The organism is Thauera butanivorans NBRC 103042 (assembly GCF_001591165.1).
Classification (GTDB): Bacteria; Pseudomonadota; Gammaproteobacteria; order Burkholderiales; family Rhodocyclaceae; genus Thauera; species Thauera butanivorans.
This window is the reverse complement of record NZ_BCUG01000013.1, coordinates 1-19,643: the sequence shown is the minus strand read 5'-3', so window position 1 is coordinate 19,643 and position 19,643 is coordinate 1. Positions and strand designations below refer to the sequence as shown.

At 68.0% G+C, this 19,643-nt stretch carries 20 protein-coding genes and 1 pseudogene; 3 read left to right on the top strand and 18 right to left on the bottom strand.

Going from position 1 to position 19,643, the window contains the following annotated elements; genetic code table 11:
- Nucleotides 1-103: 103 nt before the first annotated feature.
- The 13 genes from TBU01S_RS06210 to TBU01S_RS06150 form a co-directional block, all read right to left on the bottom strand.
- A complete protein-coding gene (locus TBU01S_RS06210; RefSeq protein WP_245650861.1) occupies nt 104-769 on the bottom strand; it encodes an REP-associated tyrosine transposase in 666 nt (221 codons plus the stop codon).
- Between the two features lie 50 nt (nt 770-819).
- A complete protein-coding gene (locus TBU01S_RS06205) occupies nt 820-1,776 on the bottom strand; it encodes a prenyltransferase (protein WP_068635771.1) in 957 nt (318 codons plus the stop codon).
- Nucleotides 1,773-3,227, bottom strand: a complete 1,455-nt coding sequence (rng, locus tag TBU01S_RS06200) for a ribonuclease G (RefSeq protein WP_068635775.1) — start codon at nt 3,225-3,227, stop codon at nt 1,773-1,775. The genes TBU01S_RS06205 and rng overlap by 4 nt, the downstream gene beginning before the upstream one ends.
- 81 nt (nt 3,228-3,308) lie before the next feature.
- Nucleotides 3,309-3,923: a Maf family protein gene (locus TBU01S_RS06195; protein WP_068635770.1), complete on the bottom strand. Its 615-nt coding sequence runs from the start codon at nt 3,921-3,923 to the stop codon at nt 3,309-3,311.
- 19 nt (nt 3,924-3,942) lie between these two features.
- Nucleotides 3,943-4,413 carry a 23S rRNA (pseudouridine(1915)-N(3))-methyltransferase RlmH gene (gene rlmH / locus TBU01S_RS06190; protein WP_068635769.1) on the bottom strand — a complete coding sequence of 157 codons (471 nt, stop codon included), beginning with the start codon at nt 4,411-4,413 and terminating at the stop codon, nt 3,943-3,945.
- Nucleotides 4,414-4,776: a ribosome silencing factor gene (rsfS, locus tag TBU01S_RS06185; protein WP_068635768.1), complete on the bottom strand. Its 363-nt coding sequence runs from the start codon at nt 4,774-4,776 to the stop codon at nt 4,414-4,416.
- The gene (gene nadD / locus TBU01S_RS06180; protein WP_068635767.1) at nt 4,776-5,501 is read right to left on the bottom strand and encodes a nicotinate-nucleotide adenylyltransferase; all 726 of its coding nucleotides are present in this window, start codon (nt 5,499-5,501) and stop codon (nt 4,776-4,778) included. Before nadD ends, rsfS begins: the two co-directional genes overlap by 1 nt.
- Nucleotides 5,498-6,265 (bottom strand): BPSS1780 family membrane protein, encoded by a 768-nt coding sequence (locus TBU01S_RS06175; RefSeq protein WP_068635766.1) that lies wholly within the window; start codon nt 6,263-6,265, stop codon nt 5,498-5,500. The genes nadD and TBU01S_RS06175 overlap by 4 nt, the downstream gene beginning before the upstream one ends.
- Before the next feature lie 10 nt (nt 6,266-6,275).
- Entirely contained in the window at nt 6,276-7,094 is an 819-nt protein-coding gene (locus TBU01S_RS06170) for a BPSS1780 family membrane protein (protein WP_245650860.1), read from the bottom strand.
- Nucleotides 7,091-8,047 (bottom strand): homoserine kinase, encoded by a 957-nt coding sequence (locus TBU01S_RS06165; RefSeq protein ID WP_068635765.1) that lies wholly within the window; start codon nt 8,045-8,047, stop codon nt 7,091-7,093. The genes TBU01S_RS06170 and TBU01S_RS06165 overlap by 4 nt, the downstream gene beginning before the upstream one ends.
- A 37-nt stretch (nt 8,048-8,084) precedes the next feature.
- Nucleotides 8,085-8,627, bottom strand: coding sequence for a DNA-deoxyinosine glycosylase (locus TBU01S_RS06160; protein ID WP_068635764.1), 543 nt, complete (start codon nt 8,625-8,627; stop codon nt 8,085-8,087).
- Between the two features lie 2 nt (nt 8,628-8,629).
- A complete protein-coding gene (locus TBU01S_RS06155) occupies nt 8,630-8,950 on the bottom strand; it encodes a DUF2782 domain-containing protein (protein WP_068635763.1) in 321 nt (106 codons plus the stop codon).
- A 58-nt stretch (nt 8,951-9,008) separates the two neighbouring features.
- The gene (locus TBU01S_RS06150) at nt 9,009-9,749 is read right to left on the bottom strand and encodes an LOG family protein (protein ID WP_068635773.1); all 741 of its coding nucleotides are present in this window, start codon (nt 9,747-9,749) and stop codon (nt 9,009-9,011) included.
- Nucleotides 9,750-9,815: 66 nt separating this feature from the next.
- Between TBU01S_RS06150 and polA the strand changes: the two genes are divergently transcribed.
- The 3 genes from polA (at nt 9,816) to TBU01S_RS06135 (ending at nt 14,664) form a co-directional block, all read left to right on the top strand.
- Complete coding sequence (polA, locus tag TBU01S_RS06145; protein ID WP_068635762.1) at nt 9,816-12,566, top strand: DNA polymerase I; 2,751 nt, start codon at nt 9,816-9,818, stop codon at nt 12,564-12,566.
- 363 nt (nt 12,567-12,929) lie between these two features.
- Nucleotides 12,930-13,985, top strand: coding sequence for a D-glycero-beta-D-manno-heptose 1-phosphate adenylyltransferase (rfaE2, locus tag TBU01S_RS06140; protein WP_068635761.1), 1,056 nt, complete (start codon nt 12,930-12,932; stop codon nt 13,983-13,985).
- A 100-nt stretch (nt 13,986-14,085) separates the two neighbouring features.
- Complete coding sequence (locus TBU01S_RS06135) at nt 14,086-14,664, top strand: Uma2 family endonuclease (RefSeq protein WP_068635760.1); 579 nt, start codon at nt 14,086-14,088, stop codon at nt 14,662-14,664.
- An 11-nt stretch (nt 14,665-14,675) separates the two neighbouring features.
- On the opposite strand, the gene TBU01S_RS06130 is transcribed toward TBU01S_RS06135, so the two are convergent.
- The 5 genes and pseudogenes from TBU01S_RS06130 to TBU01S_RS06110 form a co-directional block, all read right to left on the bottom strand.
- A complete protein-coding gene (locus tag TBU01S_RS06130) occupies nt 14,676-15,239 on the bottom strand; it encodes a Uma2 family endonuclease (RefSeq protein ID WP_068635759.1) in 564 nt (187 codons plus the stop codon).
- An 81-nt stretch (nt 15,240-15,320) separates the two neighbouring features.
- Nucleotides 15,321-17,180: a polysaccharide biosynthesis protein gene (locus TBU01S_RS06125; RefSeq protein WP_083953494.1), complete on the bottom strand. Its 1,860-nt coding sequence runs from the start codon at nt 17,178-17,180 to the stop codon at nt 15,321-15,323.
- Between the two features lie 125 nt (nt 17,181-17,305).
- Nucleotides 17,306-18,328 carry an MraY family glycosyltransferase gene (locus TBU01S_RS06120; RefSeq protein WP_068635758.1) on the bottom strand — a complete coding sequence of 341 codons (1,023 nt, stop codon included), beginning with the start codon at nt 18,326-18,328 and terminating at the stop codon, nt 17,306-17,308.
- Entirely contained in the window at nt 18,325-19,293 is a 969-nt protein-coding gene (locus TBU01S_RS06115) for an NAD-dependent epimerase/dehydratase family protein (protein WP_068635757.1), read from the bottom strand. The genes TBU01S_RS06120 and TBU01S_RS06115 overlap by 4 nt, the downstream gene beginning before the upstream one ends.
- A pseudogene (locus TBU01S_RS06110) lies at nt 19,290-19,643 on the bottom strand (hypothetical protein); the annotation flags it as partial. The gene TBU01S_RS06115 and the pseudogene TBU01S_RS06110, both read right to left, overlap by 4 nt.

Here is a 19,643-nt window from a genome sequence, read left to right as displayed (position 1 = left end):
TACGACCCGCTCCTACGACCCGCTCCTACGACCCGCTCCTACGACCCGCTCCTACGACCCGCTCCTACGACCCGCTCCTACGACCCGCTCCTACGACCCGCTCCTACGACCCGCTCCTACGACCCGCTCCTACGGGGGCAAGACAGTACAGCCACGTGGCATCCCAATGAGGGTAATCGCGTGCCGTGCTTGCCAGCCCTGCGCGCATCGGATTGGCAACGATGTAGCGCGCGATGGCGCGGATGTCCTCGCCGTCGCGGATGGCTCGGTCGTGAAAGCCCGCCTGCCAGAGCCTGGCCCCTGGCATGTTGCGGGCGCGATTGACGCGCGCTGCGCTGCACGATTTGAAACGCCGCATCAGATCGGCGAGGTTGGTGTGTCTCAATTGCACCAGCCAATGCAAGTGGTTCGGCATCAGCACGAATGCAAGCGTGGCGCACAAACCGGCTTCGTCACAGGCACGCAACTCGCCAATGGCAAGCCGGGCCAGACGCAAATCGTCGAACACACGCCGCCGTTCCTGAGTGACAGTGGTGAGTAGATAGCCCCGCTCCGGCTCGGAAAACCGGCCGATGCGCAGGTGGTGTCCATGAACAGTGCTGGTCATGGCGGTGATGATGCCACGATAATGCTTGCCGCATTCAGCCTCGCCCTGTCGGCACTCCCTCCCCCGCCCCCATCCCCGTAGGAGCGGCTTCAGCCGCGAAAGCAGCAGTGGGGACAGCACGGTAAGGGATATCGGAATCGTGTCGCGGCTGAAGCCGCTCATACGGATACGGTCTTCCTGTCCGAACCAGAGGCAAAGCCATCAGTCGCAGCTCAGCCGAAAGCCAGCGCGCCGGCGAGAATCAGGCCGTGCAGGTTCGCCGCGAGAATGGTGCGCTTGATCGCCGGGCCGAGTTCGGCGGGGTCTTCGGCGTGCTGCAGCAACTCGCGGCCGGCCGAGAAGGACAGCACCAGCGTCATCGCGGCGGCGGCGGTCTTCTGCGGCAGCGTGCCGTTGCTGCTCATGCCGACCAGCCAGCCGTAGGCGACGATGGCAATCAGCAGATAGCCCCATTTCGCCGCCTGCGGGCCGAGCTTCACCACCAGGGTGTTCTTGCCCGTTGCGGCATCACCGGTACGGTCGGGGAACTGGTTGATGAACAGCAGGTTGGCGACCAGCAGCGCATACGACAGGCCGGCGGCGGCGGGCAGCACGTCGAAACTGCCGCGCTGCACGTAGTCGGTGCCGACCACCACCAGCAGCCAGCCGGCGGCGATCGCCAGTTCGCCGAGGCCGCGGCTCATCAGCTTCAGCGGTGGCGCCGAATAGGCCCAGCCGGCGAACAGCCCGCCGGCGCCGATCAGCAGCAGGCCCGGCCCTGTTTGCCAGGTCAGCCACAGCCCGGCCGGAATCACCGCCGCCAGCAGGGCGTGGCCGAAGCGGCCGGTCTGGCGGGCGCTCAGCACGCCGTTCTGGATGAAGCGGCTGCCGCCGGTGAAGGGGAACAGGCGTTCGCTGTTGGCCGCGTCCGCGCCGCTCAGCGCGTCGTGGTAGTCGTTGGTGACATTGACGCCGGCATGGGCGACGAGGGCGAACAGCACCGTGAGCACGGCCGTAGTGGCGTCGATGCCGGCACCGCTGCGCCAGGCGCTGGCCAGGCCAATCAGGCAGGCCACCAGCGTCACCGACAGGAAGGCGGGGCGGGTCGCGGCGAAGTAGCGTGCGAAAGCGTTGCCGAAGCGGCCGGGCTGCGGTTCGGCCGGGTTCGGGATGGGCTGCGGCGAGCTCATAGCAGCACGATGTCGTACTGTTCCTGCGTATAGCTGGCTTCGGCGTGCAGCGACACCTTCTTGCCGATGAAATCCGACAGCATCGCCAGCGACTGGCTTTCCTCGTCCAGGAACAGGTCGATCACCTGCGGCGCGGCGAGCACGCGGAATTCCCGTGCATTGAACTGGCGGGCTTCGCGCAGCAGCTCGCGCAGGATCTCGTAGGCCACGGTGCGGGCGGTCTTGACTTCGCCGCGGCCGTCGCAGGTCGGGCAGGGTTCGCACAGCAGGTGGGCGAGGGATTCGCGCGTGCGCTTGCGCGTCATCTCCACCAGGCCGAGCGCGGTGAAGCCGTTGATGCTCATCTTGGTGTGGTCGCGCGACAGCGCCTTGCGGAACTCGTCGAGCACCATCTCGCGGTGCTCGGTGTTCTCCATGTCGATGAAGTCGATGATGATGATGCCGCCCAGGTTGCGCAGCCGCAGCTGGCGGGCGATGGCCTGGGTGGCTTCGAGGTTGGTCTTGAAGATGGTGTCGTCGAAGTTGCGCGCACCGACGAAGCCGCCGGTATTGACGTCGACGGTGGTCATCGCCTCGGTCTGGTCGATGATCAGGTAGCCGCCGGACTTCAGATCCACCCGGCGGGCGAGCGCCTTCTGGATTTCATCTTCGACGTTGTACAGCTCGAACAGCGGCCGCTCGCCGGCATAGTGTTCGAGCAACGGCAGCACCTTGGGCGTGTATTCCTCGGCGAAGGCGATCAGCTTCTGGAAGTTCTCCCGCGAGTCGACGCGGATGCGCGCGGTGTCGTCGTTGGCGAGGTCGCGCAGCGCGCGCTGGCCGAGGCCGAGATCCTCGTGCAGCAGCCTGGGCGGGAACAGGCCGGTGGTGCTGTTGCGGATCTCGCCCCACAGTTTGCGCAGGTAGGCGATGTCGGCGGCCAGCTCGGCGTCCGAGGCCGATTCGGCCATCGTGCGCACGATGAAGCCGCCGGGTTCGTCGGCGGGCACCAGCGCACCCAGACGCTCGCGCAGGGCTTCGCGCTCGGCTTCGTCCTCGATGCGCTGGGAAATGCCGATGTGCTTTTCCTGCGGCAGATAGACCAGCAGGCGGCCGGCCAGGCTGATCTGCGTCGACAGCCGGGCGCCCTTGGTGCCGATCGGGTCCTTCAGCACCTGCACCATCAGGCTCTGGCCTTCGGCCAGGATGCGCTCGATCGGGCGCGCGGGTTCGCCGTTCTGGCGCTCGCTCCAGATGTCCGCCACGTGCAGGAAGGCGGTGCGCTCCAGGCCGATGTCGATGAAGGCCGACTGCATGCCGGGCAGCACCCGCACGACCTTGCCCAGATAGACATTGCCGACGATGCCCCGGCTGGCGGTGCGCTCGATGTGCAGCTCCTGCACCACGCCCTGTTCGATGATTGCCACCCGCGTTTCCTGCGGGGTGAAGTTGATGAGGAACTCCGTGCTCATGAAAGCCTGCGTCAATGGGAAATGCGCAAGGGCGGCCCGTTTCCTCGCGGGCCGCCCTTGCGCATTGCTCATCTGGCGCGGTTAATACAGAGGATAGCCGAAGGTCTCCAGCAGTTGCGCGGTTTCGAACAGCGGCAGCCCCATGATGCCCGAGTAGCTGCCGTGGATTTCCTCGATGAAGACCGCCGCCTTGCCCTGGATGCCGTAGGCGCCGGCCTTGTCCATCGGCTCGCCGGTGGCGATGTAGTGGCGAATCTCGAGATCGGACAGTTCGCGGAACTTCACCGTGCTGATCGACAGCTTGCTGCGCGTGCGCTCGCCGTCGCTGATCGCCAGCGCCGTCAGCACCCGATGGCGGCGGCCGGACAGGCGGCGCAGGATCGCATGGGCGTCGGCCGTGCCGGTCGGCTTGCCGATGATGTCGCCGTTCAGTTCCAGCGCGGTGTCGGCTGCCAGTACGGGATGGCGCAGCAGCTTGCGCCACTGGATGCGGCGTACGCCAGCCTGGGCCTTGGTCAGTGCCAGTCGTTCGACGTAGCGTTCGACGCCCTCCCCGGAGACGGCCGTCTCGTCGACGTCGGGATCCTCGCCGCGTTCGCCGCCGCGGAAGGTCAGCACGTCGAACTGCACGCCGATCTGCCGCAGCAGATCGCGTCGGCGGGGGCTTTTCGAGGCGAGGTAGATGCGTGGGTTCATCGGTGGATGGGAAGACGGCTCATTCGCGGTGATAGGGGTGGTTGCGCAGCACCGTCCAGGCGCGGTACAGCGCCTCGGCCAGCAGCGGGCGCACCAGGGCATGCGGCAAGGTCAGGCTGGAAAGGCGGATGGCCTCCTGCGCGGCGGCCTTCAGGGCCGGTGCCAGTCCGTCCGGGCCGCCGACGATCAATGCCACGTCCTGGCCTTCGCCCTGCCAGGCTTCCAGCCGGCGCGACAGCGCCTGCGTGCCCAGGTCGGCGCCGCGCTCGTCGAGGATGACGCGGCGGCAGCGTGGCGGCAGCGCGGCTTCGATGCGCGCGGCTTCGGCCGCCATCATCGCGTCCACGGTCTTGCCGCTGGTGCGCGGTTCGGCTTTGACCTCGATCAGTTGCAGCGGCAGTTCGCGCGGCATGCGCCGGGCGAACTCGTCGAAGCCGGCCTCGACCCAGGCGGGCATGCGATGGCCGACGGCGACGACGAAGAGCTTCATTCACTTTCCTGCCGCGGCCTGTGCGGGCTTGCGCGAGGCGGGTGCGGTGTTCCACAGCTCTTCCAGGCGGTAGTGGGCGCGGATCGCGGGCTGCATGACATGGACCACGATACTGCCCAGGTCCACCAGCACCCATTCGCCGCTGTCCTCGCCTTCGATGCTGAGGACGTCGGCGCCGGCTTCGCGCACCTTGTCATGCACGTTGCGGGCCAGGGCGCGGGTCTGGCGGCTGGAGTCGGCGCTGGCGACGACGATGCGGTCGAACAGCGGGGTGTTGTGCGAAGTATCGATGACTTCGATGTCGCGTGCCTTGATGTCTTCGAGGGCGGAAACGACGATGTGCTGCAGGGCGGAAATGTCCATCAAGAGGAAGCGTGTCCAGTCAGGTTGCGGGTGTAGAGCCCATTCGCCCCAATATAGTCGAGAACGGAATCGGGCAGCAAATAGCGCGCGCTGTGGCCGTGGCCGATCAGGTCGCGGATCAGTGTGGCCGAAATCGCCAGCGGCGTCATGTCGAAGGGAATGATGCGTCCGGCGGGGGCTGCGCGCAGCTCGGCCGGGTCGGAGACGTGGCGGCCTTCGCACAGCGCAGCGAAGGCCGGCAGCCGTGCGGACGGCAGTGTCCCCGGCCAGCGGCGGGCGTGGGGTGCATGGCCGGGCCGGTTGGCGACGGCGACGTGGGCCAGCGAGAACAGCTCCTGCCAGCGGTGCCACTGGGGCAGGCCTTCGAAAGCGTCGGCGCCGAGGATCAGCACCAGCGGACGCTGCGGGCCGAGCTCGGCCCGCAGGCGCTCGAGCGTCGGCACGGTGTAGCTCTTCTGCGGGGCGAGCACTTCGCCGTCGTCGACTTCGAGGCCGTCGTTGCCGGCTGTGGCCAGGCGCGCCATCGCCAGGCGGTCCTGGGCCGTGCTGCCGGGTTCGCCGCGGTGCGGCGGCTGGCCGGCGGGGATCAGGCGCACGCCGTGCAGGCCCAGTGCCTCGCGTGCTTCTTCGGCCAGGCGAAGGTGGGCGAAGTGGATCGGGTCGAAAGTGCCGCCGAGCAGGCCGAGCGGCGCGTCTGCCCGTGCGGTGTCCGTTGCAGCGCTCATTGGCGGGGATCGCCGGGCAGGCCGAACACGTCCCGGGTATTGATGTAGAAGCTGGCGAACAGCACCGGCACCAGGATCAGCGGCAGCGGGAAGGAAGCCAGTGTGGCGACCGTGGGCGAAACCAGGCCCAGGATGCCGATGACCAGGCCAGGCAGCAGGGCGCCGAACAGCAGCACGCCGATCGCGTAGGCAAGGAAGGGGCGCCAGTTGCGCAGGCAGGCGTAGAAGCTGAAGAACATCGCCTTGGCGGCGGGCAGCTTCCACCACGAAGCCAGCATCGGCGCGAACCAGTAGGCCATCATCAGCGGTGTGGACAGCAGCGTCCCCACCAGCAGCGTGGTGCCGAGGTTGGAGTTCGACAGCGCGGCTTCGTCGAGGTCGCCGTCGCCGCGCATGATCGCCGCCAGCGTGCCGTCATCGACCATCGACACCACCAGCAGGATCAGTACCGAGCCCGCCAGGTACAGGCCGCCGATGGCCAGCAGCGACGGCAGGTTGCTGCGAAAGCCGGAAAACAGCACGTCCGGCCCGATCTTCCTGCCGGCGTCGATCGCCCGGCAGGCGTTGAGCACGCCCACCGACAGCGCCGGCATGATCAGCGAGGCGGCGATCTGGCCGACGAAGGGGAAGATGCTGACGACCAGCAGCGCCAGCAGGTAGCCGAAGGCGGCGAAACTGAGCAGCGCGGGGTTCTTGCGCCAGAGCTGCAGGCCTTCGCGCAGCCAGTTCCAGCCATGCGCGGAACGAAGGGTATTTGCTTGCATCGTTGGATCTTCAGTCGGAATCGGGGCCGGGGGCGGGAGCGCCTCCGCGGGTGGTGTCCTCGCCGGCGGACCGCTGGGCCGGCGCCGGCAGCGCAGGCAGCTGCGGGGCGAAGGTTTCGCGCCAGGCGGCGTACAGCGCACCGGCCGTCACCGGCAACAGCGCCAGCATGCCCAGTCCGGCCGGGATCAGCGCCACCCAGGCCAGCACGTACAGCAGCGCGGCGAGCACGATGAAGGCCAGCAGGTTGTGGAAGCAGGCGCGGGCGGACAGCATCATCGCCTCGAGCGGGGCGACGCCGTGCAGCATCACCAGCGCGGGGGCGAACCACAGAGCCATCAGCAGCAGCACCCACAGCGCGGTGAACACCAGGGCGCCGACCATCACGCCGCCGGCCGCCATGCCCGCGCCGGGCACGCTGCCGACGATCATGCCGGTCAGCATCGCGCTGCCGCTGATCGCCATGGCCACCAGCGCCGCCAGCAGCGCGCCCAGCAGGTGGAAGGTGCCGACCAGCAGCAGGTTGCCGGCGTGTTGGCGGATGCCGTCGAACAGGTGGTCGATGCGCAGCGCCTCGCCGCGGTCGAGCGCCTGGGCGCCGGACAGCATGCCCGCCAGCAGCACCGGCAGCGCGATCGGCGCTGCCGCCCAGCCGAGGATGGGCAGCATGCCCAGCGCGGCGAGGATCACGAACACGATGAAGGCCTGGATCGCCCACACCACCGGAGACTTCATGAACAGCCGCCAGCCGTCGGCCAGCCATTGCAGGGCATGGCCCGGGGCGACGTCGCCGGGGGCGGGAGCGGGGGGGATATGTCCTTGCTTCGTCATAGCGGCAGCGGCGGCACGCCTGCGGCGCGCAGGCGCAGGATGTCGCGATATTCGTCGGGGTTCTTGACCGACACCATCTCGCCGCTGCGCGGGCGGTGGAAGTCGGCCGCACGCGACAGCCAGAAGCGCAGCGCCGCGGCGCGCAGCATCGCCGGCCAGGCGGCGCGCTCTTCGGCGGTGAACGGCCGCTCGGCATGGTAGGCGTCGAGCAGGGCCTGGGTGCGGGCAGGGTCGAGCTGGCCGTCGGGCTGGCTGCACCAGTCGTTGACCGTCACCGCGACGTCGAACAGCAGCGCGTCGTAGCCGGCGAAGTAGAAGTCGATCAAGCCGCCGACGTGCGGCGTGCCGTCCTCGTCCCTGTCCCACAGCACGTTGTCGCGGAACAGGTCGGCGTGGATCGCGCCCTGGGGCAGGGCGCTGGCATCTACGGTGGCCTGGAAGGCCGTTTCGGCATCGAGCAGCGCCTGCTCGCCGGCCGGCAGGAAGGGGCGCACCAACTGCGCGGTGTCCGCCCGCCAGGCGGCGCCGCGGGGGTTCTCCTGGCGGCGGCCGTAGGACTGGCCGGCCAGATGCAGGCCGGCGAGCATGGCACCGATCTTTTCGCAGTGGGCGAGGCCAGGGTTCATCTCGGACGAACCCGACAGCCGCACCACCAGCGCGGCGGGCCGGTCCTGCAGGGTGCCGAGGTATTCGTTGTCGCGGTCGGCGATCGGCCCGGGCACGGGCAGGCCGTGGCGCGACAGGTGCGCCATCAGGTGCAGGTAGTAGGGCAGCTCGGCGCGCGACAGATCCTCGAACAGCGTCAGCACGTAGCGGCCGAGCGTGGTGGTGACGAAGAAGTTGCTGTTCTGCACGCCGGCCGAAATGCCTTTCAGCTCCACCAGCCGGCCGACGGCATAGCCTTTCAGCCATTCGGCGAGCGTGGATTCGGGAACGTGCGTGAAGACGGACATGCGGGCTCCGGGAGTGGGGGCTGGTGTACGTGGCGGTTCAGGCCGCCTGCGCGGCGGCAGGGTTGGCAGCGGCGGAGGCCGCGCGCACGGCCTGCCAGGCGGCCAGCTTGGCGTCGAAGCCACGCGCGGCATGCGCCGGGCTGGTCGACGGCAGGCGGGTGAAGGCCAGATCGGGCGGCAGTGCGACACGGCTCCGCACGTGGCGGCGGAAAGCCGTTTCGGCGGTGGTGCCGTTGAAGAAAACGTGCCGGATCCGCGGACAGCTCCGGAACAGGCCGGCGAAGTCGTTCGGCTCGATGCTGCCAGGGGTGATGGCGCTGTCGAGGCTGCCGCTGCGCTCACAGGCGGCGATCACGTCCCACAGCGCCACGCCGGCCATGTTCAGCCTTGCCAGCCGCTCGGCGTAGGGCAGCTCCGGCCCGGCGCCGAACAGCGCGCCCATGATCGGCCAGAAGGCATTGCGCGGATGAGCATAGTACTGCGCGGCGTCGAGCGAGGCCCGGCCCGGCATGCTGCCGAGCACCAGCACCCGCGCGTCGGCGCGCACGGCCGGCGCGAAGCTGTGCAGGCGTGCGGGCATGCTTACCAGGACTTGATCACCCACATCGGCACCGCCAGGTCGGGCAGGGCGTCCTCGCGCACCATCTTGCCGTTGCCTTCCTTGTCGATCAGGTAGTAGGGCACGCCGTGCGGCGGCGTCACCTTGACCATGTAGAGCCGGCCGCGGATGCGGTATTCGGCGACGGTGTCCTCGCCGCGCTGGATGATGGTGACTTCCGGCTCGTCGATCTCCCCCTCCATCGGCATCGGCGGCGGTTCGGGAATCGGCTCGAGGCCGGGCGGCTGCTGGGCGTAGGCCGGCATGGCGGCGGCGAGCAGCAGGGCGATCAGGGTGCGGCGCATGGTGTTCTCCAGAAGATGCCTTGATTCTAGCTGTTTGGGCCGAAGCCTGCTGCCGAGGCTACAGGTTCAGCATCATGTCGTGCTCGGCCGGCACCGGCTGGAAGCCGCGCCGTTCGTAATGCTTGAAAATGGCCTCGACGACCTCTTCGGGCGTATCGATGACCTGCACCAGGTCGAGGTCTTCGGGGTTGATCATGCCGTCGGCGACGAGGCGGTTGCGGAACCAGTCGAGCAGGCCCTGCCAGAACGGGCCGTGCACCAGGATGATCGGAATCTTCTGGCTCTTCTTGGTCTGGATCAGCGTCATCGCCTCGAGCAACTCGTCCAGCGTGCCGAAGCCGCCCGGCATCACCACGTAGGCGGCGGCGAATTTCACGAACATGAACTTGCGCGCGAAGAAGTGGCGGAAGGTCTGCGAGATGTCCTGGTAGGGGTTGGCGCTCTGTTCCAGCGGCAGCTGGATGTTCAGGCCCACCGACGGGCTCTTGCCGAAGAAGGCGCCCTTGTTGGCCGCTTCCATGATGCCCGGCCCGCCGCCGGAGATCACGGTGAAGCCCGAATCCGACAGCAGGCGCGCGATCTGCTCGGTCAGGATGTAGTACATGTGATCGGGCGGTATGCGTGCGCTGCCGAAGATCGATACCGCCGGGCGGATTGCGGCCAGGCGGTCGGTCGCCTCGACGAACTCTGCCATAATTCCGAAGATCCGCCAGGACTCGCGCGCGTTGTAGCGCGGCGTGCCGCCGTCCGGAGCGCTATGGGCCTGGGGGCTGCGGGGGAGTTTGTCTTTCGCGGTCATGTTGTTGTTCTCATGTATGTTCATCGGCCGGACCAGGCCGGACCCCGTTCCCGAGGATTTCCAGAAATGCCTACCCTGCTGCTCGTCGATGGCTCAAGCTATCTCTATCGCGCCTTCCATGCGCTGCCCGATCTGCGCAATTCGCAGGGCGAGCCGACGGGGGCGATACGGGGGGTGCTGTCGATGCTACGTCGGCTGGAAAGCGACTACAAGGCGGAATTTCGTGCCTGCGTGTTCGACGCCAAGGGCAAGACCTTCCGCGACGACTGGTATCCCGAGTACAAGGCCCACCGCCCGTCGATGCCCGACGACCTGCGCGCGCAGATCGAGCCGCTGCACGAGGCGGTGGTGGCCGAAGGCTGGCCGCTGCTGTCGGTCGAGGGCGTCGAGGCCGACGACGTCATCGGCACGCTGACCCGCCAGGCGCTGGAGCGCGGCTGGGAAGTGGTGATCTCCACCGGCGACAAGGATCTGACCCAGCTCGTGCGCCCCGGCGTGCAGTGGGTGAATACCATGAGCGAGGAAGTGCTGGATGCGGCTGGCGTCGAAGCCAAGTTCGGCGTGCCGCCCGAGCGCATCGTCGACTATCTGACCCTGGTCGGCGACACCGTGGACAACGTGCCCGGCGTGGAAAAGTGCGGCCCCAAGACCGCGCTGAAATGGCTGGGCGAATATGGCGACCTGGACAAGCTCATCGCCAACGCCGACAAGATCGGCGGCAAGGTCGGCGAGAACCTGCGCAAGCACCTGGACTTCCTGCCGCTGGGCCGCAGGCTGGTGACGGTGGCGACCGACGTCGAACTGCCGGTGACGCTCGACGAACTGCCCGCACGTGGCGACGACAAGGCGGCGCTGCGCGCGCTGTACGAGCGCTTCGAATTCCGTTCGTGGCTGAAGGATCTCGATGCCGGCGCCGCCAGCGTCGCCGAGTCGAAAGCCGCCACCGAAGCGCGCCGCTTTGCCCCGGAGGGGGACAGGACGGGCGCGGAGCCGGCAGAACCCGGCGCACATCGCGGCAGCTACGCCACGATCCTCGACTGGGACAGTTTCGATGCCTGGCTGGACAGGATCAGCGCTTCTGAGCTGACCGCCTTCGACACCGAAACCACCAGCCTCGACCCGATGGCCGCGCAACTGGTCGGCATCTCCTTCGCCGTCGAAGCGGGCGAAGCCGCCTACCTGCCGCTGGCGCACCGCGGCGCCGAAGCGCCCGAGCAGTTGCCGCTGGCCGAGGTGCTGGACAAGCTGCGGCCCTGGCTGGAATCCGACGCCCACGCCAAGCTCGGCCAGAACCTGAAATACGACGCCCACGTGCTCGCCAACCACGGCATCACGCTGCGCGGCATCGCCCACGACACCCTGCTCGAATCCTACGTGCTCGAAAGCGACAAGTCGCACGACATGGATTCGCTCGCCCGCCGCCATCTCGGCCTGACGACGATCCCCTACGCCGAGGTCTGCGGCAAGGGCGCCAAGCAGATCGGCTTCTTTGATGTCGCGGTCGAGCGCGCCACCGAATACGCCGCCGAGGACGCCGACGTCACGCTGCGCCTGCACCAGCACCTGTGGCCGCAACTCGAAGCCGAACCCCGGCTCGCCGCGCTCTACCGCGACATCGAGCTGCCGGTGCTGTCGGTGCTGCAGCAGATGGAGCGCACCGGCGTGCTGATCGACCCCTTCCTGCTCGCCCAGCACTCCGAAGAGCTCGGTCGCCGCCTGCACGAACTCGAACTGCAGGCGCACGAACTGGCCGGCCAGCCCTTCAACCTCGGTTCACCCAAGCAGCTCGGCGAGATCCTGTTCGGCAAGCTCGGCCTGCCGGTGGTCAAGAAGACCGCCACCGGCCAGCCCTCCACCGACGAAGAAGTGCTGGAAAAGCTCGCCGAAGACTACCCGCTGCCCAAGCTGCTGCTCGAGCATCGCAGCCTGTCCAAGCTCAAGAGCACCTACGCCGACAAGCTGCCGCGCATGGTCAACCCCGCCACCGGCCGGGTGCACACCAGCTTCTCGCAGGCCACCGCGGTCACCGGACGGCTGTCCAGCTCCGAGCCCAACCTGCAGAACATCCCGATCCGCACGCCCGAGGGCCGCCGCATCCGCGCCGCCTTCATCGCGCCCAAGGACCATCTGATCGTCTCCGCCGACTACTCGCAGATCGAGCTGCGCATCATGGCCCACCTGTCGGGCGACGCCCGCCTGCTCGAAGCCTTCGCCCGCGGCGAGGACGTGCACCGCGCCACCGCCGGCGAAGTGTTCGGCGTGCCGCCGGACGAAGTCAGCAGCGAACAGCGCCGCTACGCCAAGGTCATCAACTTCGGCCTCATCTACGGCATGAGCGCGCACGGCCTGGCCAGGAACCTCGGCATCGAACGCGCCGCCGCCCAGGGCTGGATCGACCGCTACTTCGCCCGCTACCCCGGTGTCGCCGACTACATGGAGCGCACCCGCATCGAGGCGCACGAGCAAGGCTACGTCGAAACCGTCTTCGGCCGCCGCCTCTACCTGCCCGACATCCGCGCCGCCCAGGCCGGCCGCCGCCAGGGTGCCGAGCGTGCGGCGATCAACGCGCCGATGCAGGGCACCGCCGCCGACCTGATCAAGAAGGCGATGATCGCCACCCGCGACTGGCTGGCCGCGTCCGGGCTGAAGTCGAAGCTGGTGCTGCAGGTGCACGACGAACTGGTGCTGGAAGTGCCCAAGGCCGAACTCGACGCCATCCGCAGCGAACTGCCCAGGCTGATGGGTGGCGTCGCGGAGCTGAAAGTGCCGCTGCTGGTCGAAGTCGGTGCGGGCGACAACTGGGACGAGGCGCACTGAGTACGCCACCGTTTTTTCGCCGCACCGCCTGTCTTTCTGTAGGAGCGGCTTCAGCCGCGAACACGGCCGTGGAAGCTGTATCTCAGCCCCATCGCGGCTGAAGCCGCTCCTACGGGGACGCGGTGTTTTAGTCGGGTAGGATGGGTAGAGCGTAGCGAAACCCATCGTCCACGGTGTGTTGTTTTTCCTGGGCATCGATGGGTTTCGCCTGCGGCCCTACCCATCCTACAGACTATCCATCCTGCAAAATCGCCGGCGCCAATCGTGCCGATAGCGGTCCCCGGCAAAGCCGCGTGCTAGCATCGCCGGCATCCAGAATGCTTTCTCCGGCTCCGCGCCGGGACCGAACCGCGAGACCTCCCCATGAGCTTCTTCAGCCAATACATCGACAAGCACCTGGCCGCCATCGAGGCCCTGCGCGCCATCGAACCGGTGGTCGAAGCCGGTGCGCGGCGCATCAGCGCGGCGCTCAACCGCGGCAACAAGATCCTGTTCTGCGGCAACGGCGGCAGCGCCGCCGATGCCCAGCACATCGCTGCCGAACTGGTCGGCCGCTTCGTCGCCGAACGCCGCGCGCTGCCCGGCATCGCGCTCACCACCGACACCTCCATCCTCACCGCGGTCGGCAACGACTACGGCTTCGACGACGTCTTCGCGCGCCAGGTCGATGCGCTGGGCCAGCCGGGCGACGTGCTGGTCGGCATTTCCACCAGCGGCAACAGCCCCAACGTCATCGCCGCAGTCGAAGCGGCGCGCCGGCGCGGCGTCGAAGTCATCGGCCTGCTCGGCCGCGACGGCGGCAAGCTGCGCGGGCTGGCGGACCTGGCGGTCGTCATCGGCGTCGCCGAGACGGCGCACATCCAGGAATGCCACATCATGATCGGCCACATGTGGTGCGCCCATGTCGATGCCCATCTTGCCGCGCCGGATACGGCCAAGGCCTCGGCGGACGGCGTGCTGGCCGAGGCCCAGGCCATCGCTACCGTCCGTGCCGCGCGCCAGGCCGGCGAGCGCGTGGTGATGACCAACGGCTGCTTCGACATCCTGCACCCCGGCCACATCGAATACCTGGAACAGGCCCGCGCGCTCGGCCAGCGGCTGATCGTCGCCGTCAACGACGACGACTCGGTGCGCCGTCTCAAGGGCGACGGCCGGCCGGTCAACCCGCTGGCGCACCGCCTGCGCATGCTCGCCGCGCTGGGTTGCGTCGACTGGGTGGTGCCGTTCGCCGAAGACACGCCCGAACGCCTGATCTGCGCCGTGCTGCCCGACCTGCTGGTCAAGGGCGGCGACTACACGCCCGACCAGATCGCTGGCGGCGACTGCGTGCGCCGCGCGGGCGGCGAGGTCAAGGTGCTGGGCTTCGTCGAAGGGCATTCGACGACGGGGCTGATCGAACGCATCCGCGACGGCGGCTGATTCCGGGATTTACGGGGTTCGATTCCGGATTTCACGGCGCTTGATTCCGAAGTTTACGAGGTTTGATTTCGAGGTTTATGCTATTCGCTGGAGTCCCCACATGCCCTTGCCCGAGACCAAGCCCGAATTCGGCATCGAAGCCTACATGGCGTGGGAAGACGAACAACCCGAACGCCATGAGTATCTGGCAGGCGAAACGTTCGCCATGTCCGGTGGAACGGATGCGCACTACACGATTCTTGGCAATGTTTTTGCCGAACTCCGGACCGCCCTTGTCGGCAAGTCATGCCGCGCCTTCATCTCGGGCATGAAGCTGCGCATCGACCGTGCGGATGCGGTGTTCTACCCCGACGTCTTCGTCACCTGCGATCCGCGCGACCGCCAGCCCGACGCCAGCCTCGCCAAGCAATACCCCAGCCTGGTCGTCGAAGTGCTGTCCGGCTCCACCGCCGCCTTCGACCGCGGCCGCAAGTTCGAGCTTTACCAGCAGATCGAGACGCTGCGGGAATACCTTCTGATCGAGCAGGACCGCAAGCATGCGGACCTGTTTCGCAAGAACGAGGATGGCCTGTGGGTGCTGCACCCGGCGGGGCCGGGCGGTGTCATCCGGCTGGAAAGCGTCGGCGTGGAACTGGCGCTGGAAGGCCTGTATGAGGATGTCGAGCTTGAGCTGGCATGAGGTGCCAGCCCTTACAAGGCCTCCGCATCCATGTAGATTTCGTCCAGGGTGATTTCCGCGTCCAGGCAGTCCAGCCGGATGCTGCCTTCGGTGAAGGTCTCATGGCGCACAGGATCGCCGAAGCGGTACACCTCCACGCTGCGTTTCTCGGGGTCGACCAGCAGGTATTCGCGCAGCGATGGCGCGGCCTGGTAGGCGAACAGCTTCTCGCGGTGGTCGATGCGCTCGGTGCTGGGCGACAGTACTTCGACGATCAGGCAGGGGCGGCGGCGGTAGTAGGGGTCGCGGTCCTGCGGATCGCAGGCCAGCAGCAGGTCGGGGTAGTAGAAATAGGTCTGGCCCGAATGCTCGACGCGCACTTTCATGTCGGCCATGAAAAGCTGGCAGCCTTTGCGGCGCGCGTGGGGGCCGATGGCGAGCCCGAGTCCGGTCACGACCAGACCGTGTTTCGCACTCGCTCCACCCATGGCGACGACTTCGCCGTCCAGGTATTCGTGCTTGATGTCGCTGCGGGTTTCGCCGTCGAGATAGTCTTCGATGCCGATCTTGGTGCGGTATGCGGGAACGCTGCTCATACTGGCCTCCGTCGGGGGCTGAGTCTTGGGTAATGATAAGACCAAATGCGCGGAGGGGTTATCCGCCACGGAAAGCACTCGTCAGTGCCGTGCTGGTTCGTATTCCGGCACCCATCGTCTCAGACCGTCACGGACCGCGTCGTCGGAAACCGGCCCTGGCTGCGACAGCCATTGCTCCAGTTCGGCCAGGAAATTCGCGGGCACGGGGCGTGAACGCGCGATGCGCAGCCTGGAGTGAGGGGTTTCGCGCGTCGCTTCGGCGTCGGTGAGCAATTCTTCGTACAGCTTCTCGCCCTGGCGCAAGCCGGTGAATTCGATGCGGATATCGTCTTCGGTATAGCCCGACAGGCGGATCATGTTGTGTGCCAGATCGACGATCTTCACCGGCTCGCCCATGTCGAGCACGAAGATCTCGCCGCCCTGGCCCATCGATGCGGCCTGGAGCACGAGCTGCGCCGCCTCGGGAATCGACATGAAATAGCGTTTGATCTCGGGGTGCGTCACCGTCACCGGCCCGCCGCGCGCGATCTGCTCGGCGAAACGGGGAATCACGCTGCCGGTGCTGCCCAGCACATTGCCGAACCGCACCATTTCCATCTGGGTCGTGCCGTCCTCCGAGCATTGCAGGGCCTCGCAGACCATTTCGGCCAGGCGCTTGGTCGCGCCCATGACATTGGTCGGGTTGACCGCCTTGTCGGTGGAAATGAGGACGAAGCGCTCGGCGCGATGGCGGCGTGCACAGGCGGCGACCAGCACCGTGCCGAGGACGTTGTTGAGCACTGCCTGCCAGGCATTGCCGACTTCCATCAGCGGGACGTGCTTGTAGGCGGCGGCGTGGAAAACGAGCTGCGGCTTCCAGCTGGAGAAGATCTCGTCCATGCGGGCGGCATCCCTGATGTCGCCCGCGAGCGGGACGATCTCGATCGCCCCCTGGTGATCGCCGAACCATTGCTCGATGTTGTACAGCGCGTACTCGCAGTTCTCGACCAGCACCAGGCGGGTGGGAGAAAAGCGGGCGAGCTGGCGGCAGAGCTCGCTGCCGATGGAGCCGCCCGCGCCGGTGATCAGCACGGTTTTCCCGGTGACCATCGCCTGCACGTGCAGGGAGTCGATCTGCACCGGTTCGCGCCCGAGCAGATCCTCGATATTGACCGGTCGCATGGCATTGATGGCCACCTTGCCGCTCATCAGGTCGTCCAGCCCCGGCAATGTGAATACCTGGGCTCCGGCGCGGATGGCGATGTCGGTGGCGTGCTTCAGCGTTCCGCTTGCGGCCGAGGGCATGGCCAGGATGACGTGCTGGGCTTTGTGCTCCTTCAGCACCTGGGGCAGCATGTCGACGCTGCCGGCAATCGGACGGCCCCGGAGATCGCGCTTCCACTTCGCCGGGTCGTCGTCGACGAGTGCCACGACTCGCCAGTCCGGGCTGCGCTCGAGTTCGCGCACCAGCATCGCGCCGCCGGTGCCCGCGCCGATGATGACCACGGGCTTGCCCGCCGCCATCAGGTCGCCATACGTGCGGTATTCCTTCCACATGCGCCCGGCGGCGCGGCTGCCGCCCATGATCAGCAGCAGCAGCATCGGGTACAGCACCAGCATGGAGCGCGGCAGCGGCGGTTCGCCGTGATCCAGCGCCATCAGCGCCACCAGCGCGGCAGCGGAGGCAATGACCGCCTTCAGCACCCGCTTCAGGTCGGGCAGGCTGGCGAACACCCAGATGCCGCGATACAGCCCCGCCAGGCTGCAGGCGATACCGTGCACCAGCAGCAGCGCGGCGCCGGTCGCCAGCATCTTGGATGCATAAGCGGCTGGCGGCTCGAAGTCGAAATGCAGCAGCAAGCCTCCGCCCCAGGCCAGCGCTGCGGCGAGCAGATCGAATGCGAAGACGAAAGCGGAGCGGACGGAGATGTTATTGATCACATTGTTCGGCGAATGTCGCATGCCGGTCAGCTGCGCTGAATACCGTGCGGAGGCGATTCTAGTCCCTTGGTTCGCGCGGATGTTGTCCCGCAACAACAATTTGCGATCTCAGCGTGCCCGTGGCGCGCTGCGCCGTGCCACCACGGTCATTCGGCTTCGGTTCCGCCGGCCCGGAAGCGGATGGCCAGCGCGAGCAGGGGCAGCCAGGCGATCGCCACGCCGGTGATGCCGTCCAGTCCGCCGCTGCCGACCCACAAGGCCAGCGGCAGCAGCCAGCCGAGGTTCAGCGCGGCGACGGCCAGTGTCACCGGCCGGTGGCTGCCGAAGTGCCGCGCGGCGAACTGGTAGGCATGGCGCCGGTGTGCTTCGTGGACACGTTCCCCCCGCAGCAGGCGGCGCAGCAGGGTGAAGGTGGCGTCCACCACGAAGACGCCGAGCAGAATCAGCCAGCCCCAGAACAATTCGGGCGAGACCCAGCCCGCCTGCAAGGACATCGCACCGAGCGCCACGCCGACGAAGCCGCTGCCCGCATCGCCCATGAAGATGCGCGCTGGCGGGAAGTTCCAGTACAGGAAACCTGCCGCGGCGGCGGCCAGTGCGAGCGGCAGCAGCGCGAGCGCCGGCTGGCCGGCCAGCAGGTAGAGCGCGCCGCCGCCGAGGCCCGCGCAGATCGCCTCCACGGCGGCGATGCCGTCGATGCCGTCCATGAAGTTGTACAGATTCAGCATCCATGCCAGATAGATCGCCGCGAGGCCGTTGCCGATCCAGCCCGGTGCGGCGCCGGAAAGGGCGAGCGGCGGCGCACCGCCCAGCCAGGCGAGTACCCATGCGGCCGCGCAGAAATGCGCCAGCAGGCGCCAGCGTGCGGGGACGTGCCCATGGTCGTCGAGAAAGCCCACCAGCGCGACGGCCGTGCCCGCGCCCAGCAGCGCCCACGCCCACGTCCACGGCAGGGCGCCGTGGGCGGCCAGCCAGGCCGTTGCCGCCAGAAAGCCCAGCACGATGGCCACCCCGCCGCCGCGTGGCGTCGGCACCGCGTGCGAACTGCGGGCGTTGGGCAGGTCCAGCAGGCTGCGCGCCAGCGCATAGCGGCGCAGGCCACCCGTCATCAGCCCGGCCGCGAGTGCGATCGCGGCCAGCAGCCAGGCGTGCTCCAGGATTTCCGTCATTGCCGCAGTCCGGCCGCCGTGCGGCGCAGGCCTTCGTCGACGCCGATCGGTGGCTGCCAGCCGAGCAAGCGGCGGCTTGCCGAGTCATCCACCTGGAGGCTGCCGCACAGCCGCGCCATGAGCGGGCGCTTGCCGAGCAGGGCCGCGCCGGCCGCCAGCGCCCATGGCGGCACTGGGACCAGGCGGGCATCCACCTGCAGTGCGGCGGCGGCGCGGCGCAGCAGGCCGGCGGTCGAAAGGTCTTCGCCGTCGCGCACCAGCAGTATGCGATTGGCCGCGGCCGGGTGGTCGATGCTGCATGCGATCAGATCGACGAGGTTGTCCAGCGCCACCAGCGAGCGGCGGTTGCCGCTCACCGCGCCCAGGGGCAGCGGCAGGCCGCGCTGGAGCCAGCGCATCATGCCGAGGAAGTTCGCCTTGACGCCGGGGCCATACACCAGCGGCGGGCGGATGATGACGGCTTCCATGCCCGTGCGTTCCGCCAGCTGCAGCAGGGCGGTTTCGGCCTCTGCCTTGGACAGGGCGTAGGCGTCCTGCGGGGCGGGTGCGTCGTCGGCGGTGAATGGCCGTCCCGGTGCGGTGCTTTCGCCATTCACCTTGATCGAGCTCAGGAACACGAAGCGGCGCACGCCCGCCGCCGCGGCCTGGCCTGCCAGGCGCAGCGTGCCGTCGACATTGACCGCGCGATATTCGGCCAGCAGGGCAGCGGCCAGCGGGTCGGCCGCGGCGTCGCGCATCACATGCACACGTGCCGCCGTATGGACGAGGGTGTCGCAGCCCCGCAGCAGCATGGACCAGTCGGCGGCGGGGTCCTCCAGCGCCGGGCCGCCGGTGCAGCCGGCGGGCGGCAGGCCGCAGCGGGCAATGCCCAGGGCGTCGCGGCCGTCCTGCCGCAGCCGTGCGAGGAGGGCTGCGCCGACGAAACCCGTGCCGCCGGTCACCAATACGCGGCCCCGCGTCGTCACCACAGTTTCCAGCCGTGCTTGTTGAAGAACTGCAGGCCGGAGCGCACGAACATCGCGCGATGTTTCCAGCCTTTGCGTGCCGAATGCCCGCCATGGTGGGCAATGCGCATCGACGGCACATGGGCGATGCGGCCCAGGCCCGCCGCGCGCAGGCTCAGGTCGAAATCCTCGAAATACAGGAAGAAGCGCGGGTCGAAGCCGCCCAGCCGGCGGAAGGTCTCGCCCCGCAGCAGCATGAAGCAGCCGCTGACGATGGGGACGTCCCAGTACTCGCGCTCGCCATGGGTTTCGCGCATCTCGTAGTGCGCCAGCCGGGCGTCGAAACGGCGCTTCAGCCAGGCCGGCGCAAA

What these genes read in the sequence shown, in the direction of transcription:
- TBU01S_RS06210 (WP_245650861.1), bottom strand. Translation starts at nt 769, where the DNA reads ATGAGCGGCTTCAGCCGCGACACGATTCCGATATCCCTTACCGTGCTG.
- TBU01S_RS06205 (WP_068635771.1), bottom strand. Translation starts at nt 1,776, where the DNA reads ATGAGCTCGCCGCAGCCCATCCCGAACCCGGCCGAACCGCAGCCCGGC.
- rng (WP_068635775.1), bottom strand. Translation starts at nt 3,227, where the DNA reads ATGAGCACGGAGTTCCTCATCAACTTCACCCCGCAGGAAACGCGGGTG.
- TBU01S_RS06195 (WP_068635770.1), bottom strand. Translation starts at nt 3,923, where the DNA reads ATGAACCCACGCATCTACCTCGCCTCGAAAAGCCCCCGCCGACGCGAT.
- rlmH (WP_068635769.1), bottom strand. Translation starts at nt 4,413, where the DNA reads ATGAAGCTCTTCGTCGTCGCCGTCGGCCATCGCATGCCCGCCTGGGTC.
- rsfS (WP_068635768.1), bottom strand. Translation starts at nt 4,776, where the DNA reads ATGGACATTTCCGCCCTGCAGCACATCGTCGTTTCCGCCCTCGAAGAC.
- nadD (WP_068635767.1), bottom strand. Translation starts at nt 5,501, where the DNA reads ATGAGCGCTGCAACGGACACCGCACGGGCAGACGCGCCGCTCGGCCTG.
- TBU01S_RS06175 (WP_068635766.1), bottom strand. Translation starts at nt 6,265, where the DNA reads ATGCAAGCAAATACCCTTCGTTCCGCGCATGGCTGGAACTGGCTGCGC.
- TBU01S_RS06170 (WP_245650860.1), bottom strand. Translation starts at nt 7,094, where the DNA reads ATGACGAAGCAAGGACATATCCCCCCCGCTCCCGCCCCCGGCGACGTC.
- TBU01S_RS06165 (WP_068635765.1), bottom strand. Translation starts at nt 8,047, where the DNA reads ATGTCCGTCTTCACGCACGTTCCCGAATCCACGCTCGCCGAATGGCTG.
- TBU01S_RS06160 (WP_068635764.1), bottom strand. Translation starts at nt 8,627, where the DNA reads ATGCCCGCACGCCTGCACAGCTTCGCGCCGGCCGTGCGCGCCGACGCG.
- TBU01S_RS06155 (WP_068635763.1), bottom strand. Translation starts at nt 8,950, where the DNA reads ATGCGCCGCACCCTGATCGCCCTGCTGCTCGCCGCCGCCATGCCGGCC.
- TBU01S_RS06150 (WP_068635773.1), bottom strand. Translation starts at nt 9,749, where the DNA reads ATGACCGCGAAAGACAAACTCCCCCGCAGCCCCCAGGCCCATAGCGCT.
- polA (WP_068635762.1), top strand. Translation starts at nt 9,816, where the DNA reads ATGCCTACCCTGCTGCTCGTCGATGGCTCAAGCTATCTCTATCGCGCC.
- rfaE2 (WP_068635761.1), top strand. Translation starts at nt 12,930, where the DNA reads ATGAGCTTCTTCAGCCAATACATCGACAAGCACCTGGCCGCCATCGAG.
- TBU01S_RS06135 (WP_068635760.1), top strand. Translation starts at nt 14,086, where the DNA reads ATGCCCTTGCCCGAGACCAAGCCCGAATTCGGCATCGAAGCCTACATG.
- TBU01S_RS06130 (WP_068635759.1), bottom strand. Translation starts at nt 15,239, where the DNA reads ATGAGCAGCGTTCCCGCATACCGCACCAAGATCGGCATCGAAGACTAT.
- TBU01S_RS06125 (WP_083953494.1), bottom strand. Translation starts at nt 17,180, where the DNA reads ATGCGACATTCGCCGAACAATGTGATCAATAACATCTCCGTCCGCTCC.
- TBU01S_RS06120 (WP_068635758.1), bottom strand. Translation starts at nt 18,328, where the DNA reads ATGACGGAAATCCTGGAGCACGCCTGGCTGCTGGCCGCGATCGCACTC.